This window comes from Nocardioides renjunii, from assembly GCF_034661175.1.
Lineage (GTDB): Bacteria > Actinomycetota > Actinomycetes > Propionibacteriales > Nocardioidaceae > Nocardioides > Nocardioides renjunii.
In genome coordinates this window covers 3,784,340-3,801,514 of the sequence record NZ_CP141058.1, presented here as the reverse complement: position 1 = coordinate 3,801,514, position 17,175 = coordinate 3,784,340, and the positions used below count along the sequence as shown (strand labels likewise).

At 73.0% G+C, this 17,175-nt stretch carries 18 protein-coding genes; 5 read left to right on the top strand and 13 right to left on the bottom strand.

The genetic code is table 11. From position 1 onward, the window contains the following. Positions 1-45 precede the first annotated feature (45 nt). Both SHK17_RS18215 and gmd read right to left on the bottom strand, forming a co-directional pair. Positions 46-981, bottom strand: coding sequence for a GDP-mannose 4,6-dehydratase (locus SHK17_RS18215; protein WP_322920252.1), 936 nt, complete (start codon positions 979-981; stop codon positions 46-48). Next, positions 978-1,958, bottom strand: a complete 981-nt coding sequence (gmd, locus tag SHK17_RS18210; RefSeq protein ID WP_322920251.1) for a GDP-mannose 4,6-dehydratase — start codon at positions 1,956-1,958, stop codon at positions 978-980. Before gmd ends, SHK17_RS18215 begins: the two co-directional genes overlap by 4 nt. A gap of 42 nt (positions 1,959-2,000) precedes the next feature. On the opposite strand from gmd, the gene galE reads away from it, so the two are divergent. Next, positions 2,001-3,014, top strand: coding sequence for a UDP-glucose 4-epimerase GalE (gene galE / locus SHK17_RS18205; RefSeq protein ID WP_172266905.1), 1,014 nt, complete (start codon positions 2,001-2,003; stop codon positions 3,012-3,014). Positions 3,015-3,027: 13 nt separating this feature from the next. On the opposite strand, the gene SHK17_RS18200 is transcribed toward galE, so the two are convergent. Next, positions 3,028-3,930 carry a dihydropteroate synthase gene (locus SHK17_RS18200; RefSeq protein ID WP_322920250.1) on the bottom strand — a complete coding sequence of 301 codons (903 nt, stop codon included), beginning with the start codon at positions 3,928-3,930 and terminating at the stop codon, positions 3,028-3,030. Between the two features lie 17 nt (positions 3,931-3,947). Here SHK17_RS18200 and SHK17_RS18195 point away from each other — a divergent pair, with 17 nt between their 5' ends. After that, a complete protein-coding gene (locus SHK17_RS18195) occupies positions 3,948-4,634 on the top strand; it encodes a dihydrofolate reductase family protein (protein WP_322920249.1) in 687 nt (228 codons plus the stop codon). 8 nt (positions 4,635-4,642) lie between these two features. On the opposite strand, the gene SHK17_RS18190 is transcribed toward SHK17_RS18195, so the two are convergent. Further along, positions 4,643-5,167, bottom strand: coding sequence for a type 1 glutamine amidotransferase domain-containing protein (locus SHK17_RS18190; protein WP_322920248.1), 525 nt, complete (start codon positions 5,165-5,167; stop codon positions 4,643-4,645). Positions 5,168-5,283: 116 nt separating this feature from the next. Between SHK17_RS18190 and npdG the strand changes: the two genes are divergently transcribed. Beyond that, on the top strand, positions 5,284-5,949 hold the full coding sequence (npdG, locus tag SHK17_RS18185) for an NADPH-dependent F420 reductase (RefSeq protein WP_322423231.1): 666 nt from the start codon (positions 5,284-5,286) through the stop codon (positions 5,947-5,949). 126 nt (positions 5,950-6,075) lie between these two features. On the opposite strand, the gene SHK17_RS18180 is transcribed toward npdG, so the two are convergent. Both SHK17_RS18180 and SHK17_RS18175 read right to left on the bottom strand, forming a co-directional pair. Beyond that, positions 6,076-7,251: an acyl-CoA dehydrogenase family protein gene (locus tag SHK17_RS18180; protein WP_322423230.1), complete on the bottom strand. Its 1,176-nt coding sequence runs from the start codon at positions 7,249-7,251 to the stop codon at positions 6,076-6,078. Positions 7,252-7,270: 19 nt separating this feature from the next. Then, positions 7,271-8,329, bottom strand: a complete 1,059-nt coding sequence (locus tag SHK17_RS18175; protein ID WP_322920247.1) for a P-loop NTPase family protein — start codon at positions 8,327-8,329, stop codon at positions 7,271-7,273. 22 nt (positions 8,330-8,351) lie between these two features. Here SHK17_RS18175 and SHK17_RS18170 point away from each other — a divergent pair, with 22 nt between their 5' ends. Further along, positions 8,352-8,801: a VanZ family protein gene (locus SHK17_RS18170; protein ID WP_322920246.1), complete on the top strand. Its 450-nt coding sequence runs from the start codon at positions 8,352-8,354 to the stop codon at positions 8,799-8,801. Here the strand turns inward: SHK17_RS18170 and SHK17_RS18165 are convergent. After that, on the bottom strand, positions 8,737-9,024 hold the full coding sequence (locus SHK17_RS18165; RefSeq protein WP_322920245.1) for a PqqD family peptide modification chaperone: 288 nt from the start codon (positions 9,022-9,024) through the stop codon (positions 8,737-8,739). The genes SHK17_RS18170 and SHK17_RS18165 overlap by 65 nt on opposite strands. Continuing rightward, entirely contained in the window at positions 9,021-9,878 is an 858-nt protein-coding gene (locus SHK17_RS18160; protein WP_172266878.1) for a nucleotidyltransferase family protein, read from the bottom strand. Before SHK17_RS18160 ends, SHK17_RS18165 begins: the two co-directional genes overlap by 4 nt. Before the next feature lie 82 nt (positions 9,879-9,960). On the opposite strand from SHK17_RS18160, the gene SHK17_RS18155 reads away from it, so the two are divergent. After that, positions 9,961-11,412 (top strand): polysaccharide biosynthesis tyrosine autokinase, encoded by a 1,452-nt coding sequence (locus SHK17_RS18155; protein ID WP_172266875.1) that lies wholly within the window; start codon positions 9,961-9,963, stop codon positions 11,410-11,412. A 24-nt stretch (positions 11,413-11,436) separates the two neighbouring features. Here SHK17_RS18155 and SHK17_RS18150 read toward each other — a convergent pair whose 3' ends face one another. From SHK17_RS18150 to SHK17_RS18130, 5 genes are read right to left on the bottom strand one after another with little or no spacing between them, the layout of a single operon-like run. Beyond that, entirely contained in the window at positions 11,437-12,849 is a 1,413-nt protein-coding gene (locus tag SHK17_RS18150; protein ID WP_216652048.1) for a sugar transferase, read from the bottom strand. Between the two features lies 1 nt (position 12,850). Then, entirely contained in the window at positions 12,851-13,963 is a 1,113-nt protein-coding gene (locus SHK17_RS18145) for a glycosyltransferase (protein ID WP_172266872.1), read from the bottom strand. Further along, positions 13,960-14,985 carry a glycosyltransferase family 4 protein gene (locus SHK17_RS18140; protein WP_172266869.1) on the bottom strand — a complete coding sequence of 342 codons (1,026 nt, stop codon included), beginning with the start codon at positions 14,983-14,985 and terminating at the stop codon, positions 13,960-13,962. The genes SHK17_RS18145 and SHK17_RS18140 overlap by 4 nt, the downstream gene beginning before the upstream one ends. Beyond that, the gene (locus SHK17_RS18135; protein ID WP_172266866.1) at positions 14,978-16,129 is read right to left on the bottom strand and encodes a hypothetical protein; all 1,152 of its coding nucleotides are present in this window, start codon (positions 16,127-16,129) and stop codon (positions 14,978-14,980) included. The genes SHK17_RS18140 and SHK17_RS18135 overlap by 8 nt, the downstream gene beginning before the upstream one ends. Then, entirely contained in the window at positions 16,129-17,151 is a 1,023-nt protein-coding gene (locus SHK17_RS18130) for a glycosyltransferase family 4 protein (RefSeq protein ID WP_322423221.1), read from the bottom strand. The genes SHK17_RS18135 and SHK17_RS18130 overlap by 1 nt, the downstream gene beginning before the upstream one ends. Positions 17,152-17,175 lie beyond the last annotated feature (24 nt).

Below are 17,175 nucleotides of genomic sequence, written 5' to 3'. Positions count from 1 at the left end.
CAGGTAGAGATCTCGACCGACAAGTACGGAACTCGGGTGCACAGCTCAGCCGAGGTCGGCGGCCACCATCCGGGCCACCAGCTCCTCGAAGGCCACCGTGGGCTCCCACCCGAGCTCGTCGCGCAGCTTCGAGGCGTCGCCCACGAGCTCGGTCGGGTCGGCGGGCCGGAAGAAGGCCGCGTCCTGGCGGACGAGGCGCTCCCAGTCGCTGATCCCCGCGGCCGCGAAGGCGGCGGCGACGAAGTCGCGCACCGAGTGCGCGCGGCCGGTGGCCACGACGTAGTCGGCCGGCTCGTCGGCGCGGGCGGCCCGCACCATCGCGTCGACGTAGTCCGGCGCCCACCCCCAGTCGCGGCGGGCGTCGAGGTTGCCGAGCACCAGCTCGTCGGCCTCGCCGCGCGCGATCGCGGCGACCGTCGAGGTGATCTTGCGGGTCACGAACCGCTCGGCGCGACGCGGCGACTCGTGGTTGTAGAGGATCGCGCTCGAGACGTGGAGGTCGCGCTGGCGGAAGACGTGTGCGGACAGGTGCGCGAACGCCTTCGCGGCGCCGTACGGGTTCACCGGCCGGATCGCGGTCGTCTCGGTCTGCGGGCTGGTGGCCGGCTCGCCGAAGATCTCGGCGCTCGAGGCCTGCACGAGTCGTACGCCGTCGAGGTGGCGGACCGACTCCATGAGGGCGACGGCGGCCTGCCCGTTGACGTGGGCGGTGCGGTCGGGCTCGTCCCACGACTGCGCCACGGAGCTGATCGCGGCGAGGTTGTAGACCTCCTGCGGCGCCACGTCGAGGACGAGCCGGCGGGTCGCGGCGAGGTCGCCGAGGTCGCCGGTGTGCAGCACCACCTCGTCGGGGCAGTGCGGGGGGTGCCCGTCGGCGGAGTAGACGAGGGCGTGGACCTCCGTGCCCTCGCCCACCAGGCGCTCAGCGAGGTAGGTGCCGTCCTGGCCGCCGATCCCCGTGATGAACGCGCGAGCGGTCACCAGCCCGCCTTGACCGCCGCGATGTCGCTGTCGACCATCATCGCCACGAGCTCGGGGAAGGACACGGTCGGCGTCCAGCCGAGCTGCTCCTTGGCCTTCGAGGCGTCGCCGATGAGGAGCTCGACCTCGGCCGGGCGCATGAAGCGCGGGTCCTGGGTGACGTGCTCGGACCAGTCGTCGACGCCGACGTGCGCGAAGGCCAGGTCGAGGAAGTCGCGGATGGAGTGGGTCTCGCCGGTGGCGATGACGTAGTCGTCGGCCTCGTCCTGCTGCAGCATCCGCCACATCGCCTCGACGTAGTCGCCGGCGTAGCCCCAGTCGCGCTGCGCGTCGAGGTTGCCGAGCGCCATCGTCTTCTGCTGGCCGAGGTGGATGCGGGCCACCGCCTGGCTGATCTTGCGGGTCACGAACTCCGGGCCGCGGCGCGGCGACTCGTGGTTGAACAGGATCCCCGAGGAGGCGTGCATGCCGTAGGACTCGCGGTAGTTGATGGTCATGTAGTGGCCGTAGACCTTGCTCACGCCGTAGGGCGAGCGCGGCCACAGCAGGGTGGTCTCCTTCTGCGGGACCTCCTGCACCTTGCCGAACATCTCCGAGCTCGACGCCTGGTAGAACCGGATGCTGCCGGGCTCGTCGCCGGCGTGGAGCCGGACGGCCTCGAGCATGTTGAGCACGCCCATGCCGGTCACGTCGCTGGTGACGAACGCGTTCTCCCAGGAGTAGGCGACGAACGAGATCGCGCCGAGGTTGTAGACCTCGTCGGGCTGCGAGTCGCGCATCGCCCGCATCAGGCTGGACAGGTCGGTCAGGTCGCCGTTGTGCAGCTCGACGTCGGGCACCACCTTGGACACCAGCTCGCGCCGCGGGTTGTTCTGGCCGCGGATCAGCCCGTGGACGTCGTACCCCTTCTCGAGCAGCAGCTCGGCGAGGTAGAGGCCGTCCTGGCCGGTGATTCCGGTGATGAGAGCATTGGGCATGACGGGCATTCTGTCAGCCGCGTCGGTCGTTAGGGTGGGGTCATGAAGATCCTCGTCAGCGGCGGTGCCGGCTACATCGGCTCGCACACCGTCATCCAGCTCATCGCTGCCGGCCACGACGTCGTGATCGTCGACAACTTCAGCAACGCGAACCCGACCGTGCTCGGCCGCCTCGAGGCGCTGACCGGGACCAGCATCGCGGCGCACTCCTTCGACCTCACCGACCTCGACAAGACCGAGCACCTCTTCGCCACCGAGGACTTCGACGGCGTCATCCACTTCGCCGGGCACAAGGCCGTCGGCGAGAGCGTGGAGAAGCCGCTCGACTACTACGAGAACAACCTCGGCTCGACCTTCTCCCTCGTCCGCGCGATGCAGCGCTACGACGTCGACAAGATGGTGTTCTCGAGCAGCGCCACCGTCTACGGCGAGGAGCAGGCGGGCGCGACCGAGGACCGGCGCACCTACGCCACCAACCCCTACGGCTGGACCAAGGTGATGCAGGAGCAGATCCTGCGCGACGTGGCGGTGGCGGCGCCGCAGATGCGCTTCGCGCTGCTGCGCTACTTCAACCCGGTCGGCGCCCACCCCTCCGGCACCATCGGCGAGGACCCCTCGGGCATCCCCAACAACCTCGTGCCGTTCATCGCGCAGGTCGCCGTCGGCAAGCGCGACCGGCTGCTCGTCTTCGGCGACGACTACGACACCGTCGACGGCACCGGCGTGCGCGACTACATCCACGTCGAGGACCTCGCCGCCGGGCACATCGCGGCGCTGGAGGCGCTCGAGCGCTCCGACGTCGCGGTGCACACCTGGAACCTCGGCTCCGGCCGGGGCACCAGCGTGCTGGAGATGCTGCGCGCCTTCGAGAAGGCCGTCGGCCGGCCGATCCCCTACGAGATCGTGCCGCGCCGGGCCGGCGACATCGCCACGTCCTACGCCGACCCCTCCAAGGCCAACGCCGAGCTGGGGTGGAGCACGAAGAAGACGATCGAGGACATGTGCGAGGACGTCTGGCGCTGGCAGTCGCAGAACCCGCAGGGCTTCGCCGGGTGACCCGCTCGGCCCGTCAGCGGACCTCGAGCTCCGCGAGGGCCTTGAGGACCACGCGCAGGTGGGCCACCTCGTGGGTGCGCAGCAGGTGGGTGCCGCCGATGCCGGCGAACGTGCCGTAGAACCCCTCGGCCTTGCGGAACTCGTCGCCGAAGATGTCGTAGGTGTGTGGCACCGCGTTGCACACCGGTACGCCGAGCGGGCGCAGGCGGAAGGTCTGCGCGAGCACCCGCGCCTGGTGGCGCGCGCGCGTCATGGGGTCGACGAGGTTGCCGTAGTAGAAGCCCATGCCGGGGTCGACGACGACCTTGTCGACGCCCGCGGCCCGGGCGCGCTCGACCCGCGGCGCGAAGTGGTCGAGCAGCACGGGCATCGGGTCGGCGTCGGGAGGGACGTCGGCGATCTCGCGCACGTTGGCCGTCTCGCCGAAGCACATCACGACAGCGGCGTCGTACTCCGCGGCCAGGGCGAGCATCGCCTCCTCGTGCTGACGGCCGGTCATGTTGAGCACCCGGGCCCCCGCGTCGAGGCAGGCCCGGACCACGTCGGGCTCGTAGGTCTCCACCGAGACGACGACCTCCTGCGCGAGCTCCTTCACCGCAGGCACGAGGGTGGCGACCTGGTTGGCCGCGGACACGCGAGCGGCGCGCGCGTTGCTCGACTCGGCCCCGAGGTCGATCACCTCGGCGCCCTGGGCGGCCTGGACGCGGCCCATCCGCACGGCGTCGGCGGGGCTCGTGGCGACGCTCTCGCGGTAGGTCGAGTCGCGGGACAGGTTGACGCAGCCCATCAGGGTCACCGCCCCGTCGCCGATCGTGACGGGGCCGCGAGGGCCGTCGAGGACGACCGGTGCCACCGCGGCGTCCCACGCGCCGCCGTGCGCGTGGTGCAGGGCGGCGAGGTCGGCCAGTGTGATCACGGTGCAACAGTAGGCACGTGACCGAACACCTCGAGCTCCAGCGCCTCTCCGACCTGTCCGACGACCAGCTGGCGGAGGCGTACGCCCCGCCGGGCATTCCGTGGCTGCGGGTGAACTTCGTCAGCACGGTCGACGGCGCCGCCCAGGGGTCGGACGGGGTCAGCAAGAGCATCAACGACGACGCCGACAAGCGGGTCTTCGACGCCCTCCGCAGTCGAGCCGACTGCCTGGTCGTGGGCGCCGGCACGCTGCGCACCGAGGGGTACGACGTCCCGCGGATCCCGCTGGTCGTCGTGAGCCGGTCCGCGGACGTGCCGCCGACGCTCGCCGACGCACCGCCCGGCCGGGTGCTGATGGCAACCGTGGCGAGCTCCGACGGCCTGGCGGCGGCGCGCGAGGCGCTGGGGGAAGACAACGTCATGGTGCTCGGCGAGGACGAGATCGACCTCGCCGCGCTCAAGGCCGGACTGGCGGCGCGGGGCTGGTCCGAGCAGCTGTGCGAGGGCGGGCCGTCGCTGTTCGCCGACCTGCTGGCCGCCGACGTCGTCGACGAGCTGTGCTGGACCGTCGTGCCGCGGCTCACCGGCGGCGACGCCGTACGGATGGCCACGGGTGCCGAGGTGGACACAGCGCTGCGTCCCGTCCTGCTGCTCGAGCAGGACGGGACGCTGCTGGGACGCTGGCTGGTGGAGCGGGACGCCTAGGCGGATCCTCAGCCCAGGGCGTCGAGGAGGGTCTTGGAGAACGCGGGGATGTCGTCGGGGTTGCGGCTGGTGATGAGGTTGCCGTCGACGACGACCTCCTCGTCGACCCACTCGCCGCCGCTGTTGCGGATGTCGGTCTGCAGGCTCGGCCAACTCGCGAGCCGCTTGCCCTGCACGCGGTCGGCCTCGATGAGGGTCCACGGTGCGTGGCAGATGGCGGCGACGGTCTTGCCGGAGTCGACGAAGTCGCGGATGAAGGCGACGGCCTCCTCGTCCATCCGCAGGGCGTCGGGGTTGGCGACGCCACCGGGCAGGACGAGGGCGTCGTAGTCGGCCACCGCGACGTCGCTGACGCGGCGGTCGACGCGCTGCGTGCTGGACTTGTCGAGGTGCTGGAAGAGCTGCACCTCGCCCTCGTCGAGCGAGAGCAGCTCGGCGGTGTGACCGGCGTCGACGACGGCCTGCCACGGCTTGATGAGCTCGACCTCCTCGACACCCTCGGGAGCGGTCAGGAATGCGATGCGCTTGGACATGTCCTCCACCGTCGCTCGCCCACAGGGTCGGGGCAACACACAGAAGGGTGAGCCGGGTGCCGTCCGCCCGACGGGCGGCTGCGGGACGCCGTGCGGCGTTCGCTAGCGTCCGGGGGATGAGCGACCACGACGTCACCTCGCTGACCATCGCCGTGCTCGGCGGCACGGGACCGCAGGGTCGCGGGCTCGCGCGGCGCTTCGCCGCGGCCGGCCTCGAGGTCGTGCTCGGCTCGCGGGACGCGTCGCGGGCCGCCGACGCCGCCGCGGCGCTGGCCGAGGTGGGTCGCGTCCGCGGGGCCAGCAACGCCGAGGCCGCCGCGGCCGGGGACGTGGTGCTGGTCGTGGTGCCCTGGGACGGTCACGAGGACCTGCTGCGGTCACTCACCGAGGAGCTCGCGGGCAAGATCGTCGTCGACTGCGTCAACCCGCTCGGCTTCGACAAGCAGGGCGCGTACGCGCTCCCGGTCGAGGAGGGCTCGGCCACCCAGCAGGCCGCGGCGATCCTCACCGGCTCGACCGTCGTGGGTGCCTTCCACAACGTCAGCGCCGTGCTGCTCGAGGACCCGACGGTCGAGCGGGTCGACACCGACGTGCTCGTGCTCGGCGACGACCGCGAGGCCACCGACCTGGTGCAGGCGCTGGCGGACGTCGTACCCGGCATGCGGGGGATGTACGGCGGCCGGTTGCGCAACGCGCACCAGGTCGAGGCGCTGACCGCCAACCTGATCTCGATCAACCGGCGCTACAAGGCGCACGCCGGGGTGCGGGTCACCGACGTCTGAGGCCGGACTGTGCACCCGAGTTGCGTACTTGTCGGTCGAGATCTCCACCTGTAAGCCCGGTGGTCACCGGATATCCGGGGACTCCAGACCCGGCGACGCCGCCAGGACCCACCAGCCGCCCGAGCCTCAGCCGATCCCGCCCGCGTTGTCCTTCGCGAGCGAGCGGGAGATCACCATCCGCTGGATCTGGTTGGTGCCCTCGAAGATCTGCATCACCTTGGCCTCGCGCATGTAGCGCTCGACCGGGAAGTCGCGGGTGTAGCCGTAGCCGCCGAGGACCTGGACGGCGTCCGTGGTGACCTTCATGGCGTTGTCGGTGGCGACCAGCTTGGCGATCGACGCCTCGCGGGAGAACGGCAGGCCGGCGTCCTTGAGGCGGGCGGCGTGCAGCATCGTCGCGCGGGCCGACACGACGGCCGCCTCCATGTCGGCGAGGACGAAGGCGAGGCCCTGGTGGTCGATGATCCGGGTGCCGAAGGTCTCGCGCTCGCGGGCGTAGGCCACGGCCGCGTCGAGGGCGCCCTGGGCGAGGCCGGTGGCGACGGCGGCGATGCCGAGCCGGCCTGAGTCGAGGCCCGCGAGGGCGATGCGCAGCCCCTCGCCCTCCGCGCCGAGCCGGCGGGAGGCGTCGACCCGGACGTCGTCGAACCGCATCGTCGCCGTGGCGGAGCCGGTCAGTCCCATCTTGCGCTCCGGCGGGTCGGCGGTGAGGCCCTCGGCCGAGGCCGGCACCAGGAAGCAGGAGATGCCTGCCCCCCGAGAAGCACCAGCGTCGTCGGAGGTGCGTGCCATCACCTTGTAGAAGTCGGCGTGCCCGCCGTGGGTGGTCCACGCCTTCGCGCCGTTGATGACGTAGGTGTCGCCGTCGCGGCGCGCGGTCGTACGCATCGCGGCGGGGTCGGAGCCCGCGTGCGGCTCGGAGAGGCAGTACGCCCCCAGCAGCTCGCCGCCGAGCATGTCGGGGAGCCACTCGGCGCGCTGCTCGTCGGTGCCGAAGGACTCCAGGCCGAAGCAGGACAGCGCGTGGACCGACACGCCGACGCCGACGGACGCCCAGACCGCGCTGATCTCCTCCAGCACCTGCAGGTAGACCTCGTAGGGCTGGTCACCGCCGCCGTGCTCCTCGGGGTAGGGCAGCGAGAGCAGCCCGGCCCGGCCGAGCATCCGGAAGACGTCGCGGGGGAAGGTCTCGGTCGCCTCGGCCTCCGTCGAGCGCGGCGCCAGCTCCTTGGTCGCGATCTCGCGGGTCAGGGCGAGCAGGTCGCGGGCCTCGTCGGTGGGCAGCTGGCGGCGAGCGGTCATGGCTCGCACGTTACTGCGATCACCCAGGCGGCCGGAGCAGGCCCTCGCCCGCCAGCACCTCGAGCGCGCCGGCAACCAGCCCGGCGGCCTCGGGGTGGGCGCCCCACAGCGCCTCCGCCTCCTGCACGAGCTCGTCGAGCGTGCGCGGCGTCTCGAGCGAGAGCCACGCCACGACGCCGAGGCCGGCCAGCACGTGGACCCGGTCCTCGACCATCAGCACCAGCTCGTCGTCGTACTCCACGGCGTCACGCCACGGGACCCGCGACCAGGCGCCGTCGGCGGGACCTGCGTCCGGGGTCCCCGGGTGGTGCAGGCGCGGCGGCGGCGGCTGGCCCTCGGCGTCGAGGAGGTCGACGAGGTCGTCGAGCCAGTCGGCGAGCTCGCGGTAGTGCAGCCCCCACACCCCGCCGCACGCGTCGATGGTGTCGGCGAGCCGCAGGACGGGGTGGTCGAGGAGGGTCAGCGAGGAGGTCTGCGCCACGATCTCGGCGATCGCGTGGGCGGGCGAGAGCGGCACGAGCCCGGCGTCGTCGTCGCCGCGGTGCAGCAGCACGATGCGGTGGAGGTACGACGCGACGGGTGGGCGCAGCAGGTCGAGGTCGTCGGGCGAGAGGGAGTGCTTGGCCAGCGGCACGTCGCGGTCGGTGATGACGGACAGCGGCTTGGGGTGGGGGTGGACGGTGAGCGTCTCGTCGACGGAGGTGGTCTCGTCGGAGAGGTAGCCCAGGCGCTGGGCGAGCAGCCGGACGGCGGTGGTCTTCCCGGCTCCGGACGGCCCGATCACGGCGAGCGTGCGGCCCTCCCCGTCGGCCACTGCTCCCGCGTGCAGGTTGATCCGGCGCCCCGCGGTGGCGTCGAGCGCGGCCAGCGTGACGCGCGAGGTGACCGCGTAGTCGTGGGCGACGTCGTCGTCGATGTCGAGGTCCTCGAGGCCGACGACCGTCGCAGGCTCACGGGCGCTGAGGGCGCGGCTCCACTGGTGGCGCAGCCGGTCCACCGCCGCCCCGGTGACGGGGATGCCGACGGGCACGCCCATCGCCTCGACGACCACGTCGGGCACACGCGGCTCGGAGGTCACCGGTCCACTCTAGGGTGGGCACGTGGGTGGGTGGCGCGACCGGCGCGTGCTGGTGGCACTCGGGTCGGCCTACCTCCTCGCCCTGGTCGTGCTCGTGGGCGGCCCGTGGGGGTGGCAGCTCAACCGGCTGACCGTCCGGCTCTACGCCTTCTTCCGCTACGAGTGGCCGGTCGCGCCGGACTGGGCGCAACCACACCACTACGGCGTGCTGCTCAACGTCGTCCTGTTCGTGCCGCTCGGTGTGGTCGCCGTGCTCGTGGCCCGCTGGCCGTGGTGGTGGGTGACGCTGGGGGCGGCGCTCGGGTCGGTGGCGATCGAGGTCGTGCAGTGGCTTTTCCTCGCCCGCGTCGGCGAGGTCGTCGACGTCGTCGCCAACACGGCCGGCGCCTTCGTGGGCGCGGTGGCGGTCACTCTTCTCGGACGACACCGATCACGACGAGCTGGTCGACGAGGTCCGCCACGTCGGCGCTGATGTCCTCCGCCCCTGTGCCCGACATCGCCGCCGCCGCGGCGGTCACCTCCTCCAGCGTGCCGCCCTCGGCGAGGGCCAGCCACACGACGCAGCCCGAGCCCTCCAGCAGGATCGGCATGCCCTTGGGCACGCGGGCGAGGTAGGCCGTGGGGGCGTCGCCGCCGTCGAGGTCCTCCTGGCTGACCCACGCGACGTCGTCGGCGATCCGGTAGCGGTGGGTCACGCGCGCCTCACCCGCCTCGACACCTCGTCGACGGCCTTGCGGACGCGCACGCGCTGCCGGGCCCGGACCTCCTCGCGGGTCGGCGGCCGGCCGAGCTCCATGCGCAGGTGGTCGCGGTTGACCCGCATCGCGGCGGTCACGAGCGCCGCCTTGGCGCGGACGGTGGGAGCGGCGGCGAGCCGGGCGCGCCACTCGTCGAGCCTGCTGCCGCCGTGGAGGAAGTGGTGCCAGAGCGCGTACGTCGGGGCGCCGCGGTGCAGCTCGAGCTCGCCGATCCCGGCCGCGAGGGCGACCTCCGCGCCCAGTCGCGCGGCCAGGCGCCGTACGTCGTCCTGCTCACCGGGCGTCGCGGCCCCCCATGCGTGGTCGACGTCGCTGGTCCCACCCGATCGCGCGGAGTGCAGCACCAGCACCAGCCGCTGGGCCGTCGGGTCGGGGACCGCACAGGGCCAGTGGGCGATCGCGTGCGGCTGCGAGTCGCGGGCCAGCACGTCGAAGGCCTCCTCCGCGTCGAGCGTCACCCCCGGCCAGCTGACGTGCACGTCGACCCAGCCCCAGTCGTCGTGCCACCAGTTGGCCGCGTGGGCGAACACCGAGCCGGTGGAGAAGTCGGTGCGCTGCTCGAACCCGACGGACTCCAGCGCGGTCACCAGCCGGTCCAGGTGGCTGGGCCGGACCAGCACGTCCACGTCGCTGGACTTGCGGCCCTCGGCGCGCAGGCCGGGGAGGACGGCCGGGCCCTTGAGGTGGAGCAGGTCGACCCGGTGGTCGTCAGCGAGCTTCTGGACGACGGCGTGGGCGAGGTGGACGCGGGCCGCGATGGGCGCGTGGCGGCCCTCTGCGTCCTCGCTCATGGACCCCATGGTGCCAGCCGACCCCGGCGCCGTCTCGGCGAATCGGGTCGGCCCGGGCGGCACACGGCCTAGACTCGCGGCCATGACGTTCGGGGACTTCGTACGGCTGAGCCGCGCCTACGTGTGGGTGCTGATCGGCTGCACGATCCTCGGAGCGCTCCTGATGATCGCCAAGACGACCCGCGAGCCGGTGCTCTACTCGGCCACCTCGTCGGGCCTGGTCCGCGTCGGCGAGGCGACCACCGCCGGCGAGGAGCAGGGCAACTCGCAGCTCGCCGAGGACAAGGCCACCCTCTACGCGTTCCTCGTCTCCACGATGCCCGTGGCGGAGCAGGTCGTCGAGGACCTGGGCCTCGACGTGCCCCCGGAGGCGATCGCGGGTCGCTTCTCCGCCTCGGTCGACGCCACCGTGAACGCCCTGACGGTGAGCGCCATCGGCAGCACGCCGGAGGAGGCGCGCGACCTGGCCAACGCGGTCGTCGACGCCGTGGTCGTCGTCGCGCAGGAGATCGAGACCGGGGAGGCCAACCCGAAGGAGGCGCCCCTCACGCGGATCGTGCCGCTCCAGCCCGCGCAGCTGCCCGGCGCGCCGTTCACCCCCGACTACCGCAACGCGGCGATGAAGGGCGCGATCGGCGGCCTCGGGCTGGCCTACGCGGTGCTCATCGGGCGGCGCCTGATCGACCGTCGGATCCGCTCGGCCAAGCACGTGGAGGAGGCCACCGGCGCCGCCGTGCTCGGGATCATCCCCCAGGAGGAGTCGCTCGGTCGCGCCCACCGCGGCGTCCGTGGCGACCTGGGGCGTGCGGCCGAGTCGTTCCGCCAGCTGCGCACCAACCTGCGCTTCGTCGACGTCGACAACGAGCCGCGCCGCATCGTGGTGACCTCCGCGCTCGCCGGTGAGGGCAAGTCCACCGTCGCGGCCAACGTGGCCCGGCTCGTGGCGCAGGCGGGCACTCCCGTCCTGCTCGTCGACGCCGACCTGCGCCGGCCCACGCTGGCGACGACGTTCGAGATCGACGGGGCCGTGGGCCTCACCCAGGCGCTGGCCGGCGACGTCGACGTGCGGGACGTGATCGTCGACTCGGGCATGGCCAACCTCAGCCTGCTCGCCGCCGGCCGGATCCCGCCCAACCCCAGCGAGCTGCTCGGCTCGCTGCGGATGAAGCAGTTCATCGACGACCTGTCCCACGACTACCTCGTCATCCTCGACGCGCCGCCGCTCCTGCCCGTCACGGACGCCGGCCTGCTGTCGGCGTTCTGCGACGGTGCCCTGCTCGTGCAGGCGGCCGGCAAGACCCAGATCGAGCAGAGCCAGCAGTGCCGCCGCATCCTCGACCAGGTCGGCAGCCGCCTCCTCGGCGTGGTGCTCAACAAGGCGCCGGTCAAGGGTGCGGCCGCGATCGCCTACGGCGGCGGCTACGGCAGCTACGGGGGCTACGGCGGCTACAAGGCCGAGCAGGCCTCGCGCGAGGCGTACTCGACCGCGGGCAAGGGCCGGCGCCGCAAGCCGCTCAAGGTCGGCAGGTCCTGAGCGCTCGCGGTCGTCGGTGTCGGCTCAGTACGCGCCGCGGCTGGCCAGCACAGCGGTGACCGTGCGGGCGAGGATCAGCAGGTCCTGCACCATCGACCAGTTGTCGACGTAGTAGAGGTCCAGCCGCACCGTGTCCTCCCACGAGAGGTCGGAACGGCCGGAGACCTGCCAGAGCCCGGTCATCCCCGGGAGCACGTTGAGCCGGCGCAGCATGTCGTCCTCGTACTGCTCGACCTCGGACGGCAGCGGCGGTCGTGGGCCGACGAGGCTCATCTCGCCGCGGACGACGTTCCACAGCTGGGGGAGCTCGTCGAGCGAGAACCGGCGGATGAACCGGCCCGGCCGGGTCACGCGCGGGTCCTCGGCACTCTTGAACAGGACGTGGTCGCGGGCCTCGAGCTCGGCGAGGCGCTCCTCGGCGTCGACGGACATCGAGCGCAGCTTGAGGCAGGTGAACTCCGCCCCGTCGCGGCCGACGCGGGTCTGGCGGAAGAGGGCCGGGCCGCCGTCGTGCCGCTTCACCCAGATCATGAGGAACGCCAGGACCGGCCAGGTCAGGGCGAGGATCGAGAGTGCGCCCACCACGTCGAAGGCCCGCTTGGCGTCGTTGGTGGCCAGCTGCGAGCGCGAGCGGCCCAGGTGCATGAGCGGCAGGCCGGCGACCGGTCGGATGCGGACCCGCTCGCTGGAGACGTCGGTGACGTTGGGCGCGACGATGATCTGCACGTGGGCGTGGTCCTCGAGGTCCCACGCCAGCCGCCGCAGCTGGGTCGAGGAGCTCACCGCCCCCGCGGTGAAGAAGACGATGTCGGGGGAGACCTCGTCGACGACCGCGCGGACCTCCTCGCTCAGCCCGAGCACGGGGATGCCGGCGGAGGTCATCTGCAGCCCGGCGTAGTCGCTCGGGACGAGGCAGCCCATCACCTGGTAGCCCAACCAGGACTCGCGCTCGAGCACGGTCGAGATCTCGCCGATGTAGCCGGGGGTGCCCACCAGCAGCACCCGCTCGTTGAAGTGGCCGGCCCGGCGCAGGCGCTGGATGGTGCGCCGGGAGAACAGCCGTCCGACGAGCAGGAGGAGCACGCCGATCGGGAAGTAGAGGACGAAGAAGCCGCGGGACAGCGGGTACTGCATGAGGAACGCCATCGTGGCGACGAGGGCCGCGGTGAAGAAGGACGCGTTGACGACGAGCTTGAACTCCTCGGTGCCGGCGCCGAAGACGTGCCGCTCGTAGGTGCCGAAGAAGGCGAGCATCACCAGCCACGTGGCGATGAAGAAGACGCTGGCGAGCGCCGTGTTCTGCAGGACGTCTCCCGCGGTGTCGAAGACGGACAGAGTCAGCCGGAAGCGGATGGCGAGGATCGTCGCCGCGGTGATCATCAGCAGGTCCACCGCGCCGATCAGCCAGGGGAGCAGGCGGATGCCGTCGGGACGCACGTCAGGTCGTTCCTTCCCCGAGAGCGATCGATCGGATCCTGTCGATGAACCGGGCCTCGCCGAACTCCTCGGCCCGCGCCCGCAGTCTGTCAGCGTCCCAGCCGTGCGCGTCGGACGTCGTGAGGGCAGCGGCGATCTCCTCGGGCTCGGGCCGGTCGAAGAACAGCCCGGTCTCACCCTCGAGGACGGTCTCGAGGAACCCGCCGCCGCGCAGCGCGACCGCCGGCACCCCGAAGGCGGCGGCCTCGAGCGGGGCGAGGCCGAAGTCCTCGTGGCTCGCCGCGACCAGCACGCCGGCGCCGCCGTACACCGCGCGCAGCTGCGCATCGCTGAGCCCGCCGAACAGCCGCACGTTGTCGGGCATGGTCGCCCGCAGCCGGGCCTCCTCGGGTCCGCGGCCGACGACGACGAGGCGTCGTCCGGTGCCGCGCACCGCCTCGATCACCGCGTCGACGTTCTTGTAGGGCAGGAGCCGCGAGACCACCAGCGCGTAGCCGGGGTCCCAGTCGGCGAGGTCGGGCACCGGTTCACGGGGGGCGGAGGCGTCCATGCCGTGCGGGGGCGGCAGCAGCTCGGCCTCGCGGCCGTACGTCGTCCGGATGCGCCGTTGCACGACGCGGCTGTTGGCGAGGTAGACGTCGACCTGGCCGGCCTGGTGCCGGTCCCACCGCTTGAGGATGGGGCGCATCGCCAGCAGCGGCGGTCCGAGCGGCGAGCGCCACGCGGCCCCGCCGAGGTACTCGTCGGTCTGGTAGAGCCAGCGCGCCGGGTTGTGGCAGTAGACGACCGTGCGTGTCCTGCCTCCTGTGTCGAAGCCGTGCGCCCAGCCGCTGCTCGAGGCGACCACCACGTCGGCGTCGATGCGCATCCGGGACGCCGCCGGCGCCAGCAGGGGCAGCGCGAGCCGGTGGTCGCGGCGCAGCGCCCCGATGCGGTTGAGCGCCGAGGTGCGCACCTCGGCCTGGCGGAACTCCGGGTAGGTCCCCTCGGGGTCGTAGAGCGTGGTGTGCACGGCGGCCTCGGGGAAGGCCTTCATCAACGTGAGGACGACGCGCTCGGCGCCGCCGCGCTGGGTGAGGTAGTCGTGGGCGATCGCCACTCTCGGCCGACTCATCCCACCCCCAGCTCCGCCAACAGTCGCGCCACCCGCAGGCGGCCCGCCTCCGGTGAGTAGTGCACTTCCCAACGTCGGCGCGCCGCATGCGTCACGGCGTCGACCTCCTCCGGGCCGGCGGCGAGCGCGAGGCCGACCACCCGCGACAGGTCCGCTTCGTCGCCCGCGCGGGCCACCCACGGGTGGTCCGGACCCGCGACCTCGGGGAGCGCGCCTGCGTCGGAGATCACGAAGGGGACCCCGGCCGCCATCGCCTCGGCGACGACGAGGCCGAAGGACTCCGCGACGCGGCTCGGGAAGACAGCCACGTCGACCTCGGCGAAGAACGTCCCCGGTGCGACGCGGCCCAGTCGGCGTACGCGCTCGTGGCCCAGCGCGGTCAGCGCAGCGGCCACCGGGGTCCGCTGCTCCGCCGGCACCCAGCGGTCGTCGCCGGCCACGACCAGCTCGGTGCCGGCGAGGGCCGGTGCGGCGAGTGCCCGGGCGACCAGGTCGGCGCCCTTGTCGGTCGCGAGCCGTCCCATGAAGCCCACCCGGCGCCGTGCGGACGGACGCTCCAGGAGGTCGACGTCGTCCGTCCAGTTGGCGCACACCTCGGCGCCACGGACGGCCGCGGCGAGGAACGCCGACGGGACGAGGAGCCGCTCACTGCCGCGCCTCGCCACGGACAGCGCCGCCCACTGGGGGCGCGAGCGCGGCAGCTGGTGGAGGTGGACGACGCGACGACCATGGCCCGCGGTGGCGAGGGCGGGCACGAGCCCGTGGCACCACAGCAGCCCGTCCCGCTCGTCGCGGTCCCAGGCACGCAGTCGCCGGAGGTGGTCGCGGCGCCCGTCCGCCCGGATGGCCACCACGTCGGCACCCACCCGGGAGGCGGCGTCGAGGACGTCCGTGGGTGCGTCCGGAGCCACCACGGTGACGGCTCGGCCCAGGTCGACGAGGGCGGCGGCGGTCCGGACGAGCACCTGCTCCCCGCCGCCGAGGTCGGGATTGTTGGCGGCGAGGTGGATCCGCTCAACCATCGGCGGAGACCTCGGGCGCGGCCCGGAGCGCCTGGCCCAGGGCAAAGCCGACGGCGATGGCCATCGGGGTGTCGAGCAGGACCTCGCCGAGCGTCACGGCCATGACGGCGACGGCGATGATCGCCGCCTGCGCGCCGGCGGCTGCGAGGTCCCCGGCGCGGGCCTGCCGGGAGAGTCGGAGGAAGGCGAGCACCATGAGGGCGAGCACGAGCACCAGCGCGCCCCAGCCGCCCTCCTGGCGGGTGGCGAGGTAGCTGTTGTGGAAGAAGAACTCGAGGTCGCGGATGTTGACCGTCGCGGTGCCCGGGCCGTTGCCGTACCACGGGGCCGCGGCGAGCTCGACGCGCTCCTGGGCGACGATCCGGTCGCGGAGGGCGTCGCTGCCCGACCGGTCGGAGAACGGGCCGAAGGTCGTCAGGCCCTGGGGGATGTTGTCGACGAGCCACACCAGCCCGAAGGCCATCGCGGCACCGCCGGCGGCGCCCAACCGCCGCCCGAGCAGCACCCAGACGATGGCGAAGGCGCCGGCCAGGAGCCCGGTGCGCGAGTAGCTCAGCACCAGCCCGGCGACGACGGGCACCGCCACGGCGAGACGCACCTTCCAGCGGTCGTCGCAGAAGAAGACGGCGAGGACGCCGAGCACGGCGATGAAGTAGGCCCCGGCGTTGGGGTCGCCGAGGTAGCCCGTGAGGCGCCCTGGGTAGTAGTCGCCGCCGATCCCGACGACCGCCAGGGCCATGACCGCCACCAGGCCGGTCGCCAGCCCGGCCCCCGCCGAGCGCAGCGACACCCGGCCGGTGCTGAAGGCCCAGACCAGCCCGGCGAGGATCGCGACGTGGCCCATCCGCCGCGTCCAGTCGACCTGGTTGACCACGCCGGAGTAGAGCAGCAGCCCGAACAGCGCTGCGAGGACGAGCACGACCGCCGCCGGGATCCGCGCCCCGCCGCGCGCCGGACGCAGCAGGCACAGGCCGATCAGGGCGGCCATGGTGAGCTCGTTGAGCGGGAAGCCGGCGACCTCGACGGTGCGCAGCGGCAGGGACGCCATCAGCGCGAAGTCGGTGATCCGGATCTCCCGGTCCGCCTCGTCGGCGCGCTCGACCGTCTTGTCCGGAAGGTTCCACGGCGAGTCGATGCGGGCCATCAGCGGGCTCCCGTCGAGGCGTACGCCTCCGCGATCCGCTCGCACATGTCGGCCACCGTGGGCCAGCCGGTCAGCCGCGGACGTGCGTCGAGGTCCTGGCCCTGCACGGCCAGCGACGTGGCGACCGCACGGGCGTCATCGGCCTCGACCAGCGAGGTGCGCGGCAGGATCTCCGGGTTGCCGCCGACGTCGCTCGCGACGACGCCCATGCCGCGGACCGCGGCGTCGAGCAGGGCGTAGGAGCAGTTCTCCCAGACCGACAGCATCGCCAGCACGTCGTGGTCGGCCATCGCCGCGTCGGGGTCGACGAAGCCCGGCATGTCGACCGCGTCCGCGAGGCCGAGCGCCTCGACGCGGGCCCGGAGCGCGGGCTCCTCCGGCCCCGTCCCGGCCAGCGTCAACGTGGCCTCCTGGTGCGAGGCGCGCAGCTCGGCGAACCCGTCGAGCAGGGCCGCCAGTCGCTTCTCCGGCGCCAGCCGCGCCAGCGAGAGGACGCGGAGCCCGGGCCTCGGTGCCGCCAGCGCAGCGTCCACCCGGTCGACGCCGTTGGGCACCACGGTCACGGGCACCCGGGGCCGCCACTTCTCGCGCATGGCGTCGGCGGTCGCCGCGCTCACGGCGATCGCAGCGTCGAAGCGGCGGAGGCGGGCGGCGTGCGCCGTCGCCATCACGCGGGCCTTGGCGGTGGAGTGGTGGTAGACGACGTCGTCGCGCGCGATGCCGTGCTCGGTGGTCACCAGCCGTGGACGCCGGCCCGCGGCCAGCGCCACGACGATGTCGGCGTAGGAGAGGTGGCTGTGCACCACGGCCGGACGCTCACGGCGTACGACGTCACGCAGCGCGGCGACGGACGACCGCAGTCCGTGATCGGGTCCGAAGGGCGCCTCGACGACGGACGCGCCGACCTCGCGCAGCCTCGCCGGGAGGGCGCCCGGCGGTGCCACGACGGTGAGCCGCCACCCGGGGATGCCGATCCGGGCGACGTCCAGCACGTGACGCGCCACCCCGGCCAGGTCGCTCACCGGAACCACCCACAGGGCGGTGGG

Excerpts from the sequence above, each read along its gene's own strand:
- gmd (WP_322920251.1), bottom strand. The coding sequence starts at position 1,958 with ATGCCCAATGCTCTCATCACCGGAATCACCGGCCAGGACGGCCTCTAC.
- galE (WP_172266905.1), top strand. The coding sequence starts at position 2,001 with ATGAAGATCCTCGTCAGCGGCGGTGCCGGCTACATCGGCTCGCACACC.
- SHK17_RS18190 (WP_322920248.1), bottom strand. The coding sequence starts at position 5,167 with ATGTCCAAGCGCATCGCATTCCTGACCGCTCCCGAGGGTGTCGAGGAG.
- npdG (WP_322423231.1), top strand. The coding sequence starts at position 5,284 with ATGAGCGACCACGACGTCACCTCGCTGACCATCGCCGTGCTCGGCGGC.
- SHK17_RS18180 (WP_322423230.1), bottom strand. The coding sequence starts at position 7,251 with ATGACCGCTCGCCGCCAGCTGCCCACCGACGAGGCCCGCGACCTGCTC.
- SHK17_RS18160 (WP_172266878.1), bottom strand. The coding sequence starts at position 9,878 with ATGAGCGAGGACGCAGAGGGCCGCCACGCGCCCATCGCGGCCCGCGTC.
- SHK17_RS18155 (WP_172266875.1), top strand. The coding sequence starts at position 9,961 with ATGACGTTCGGGGACTTCGTACGGCTGAGCCGCGCCTACGTGTGGGTG.
- SHK17_RS18145 (WP_172266872.1), bottom strand. The coding sequence starts at position 13,963 with ATGAGTCGGCCGAGAGTGGCGATCGCCCACGACTACCTCACCCAGCGC.
- SHK17_RS18140 (WP_172266869.1), bottom strand. The coding sequence starts at position 14,985 with ATGGTTGAGCGGATCCACCTCGCCGCCAACAATCCCGACCTCGGCGGC.
- SHK17_RS18135 (WP_172266866.1), bottom strand. The coding sequence starts at position 16,129 with ATGGCCCGCATCGACTCGCCGTGGAACCTTCCGGACAAGACGGTCGAG.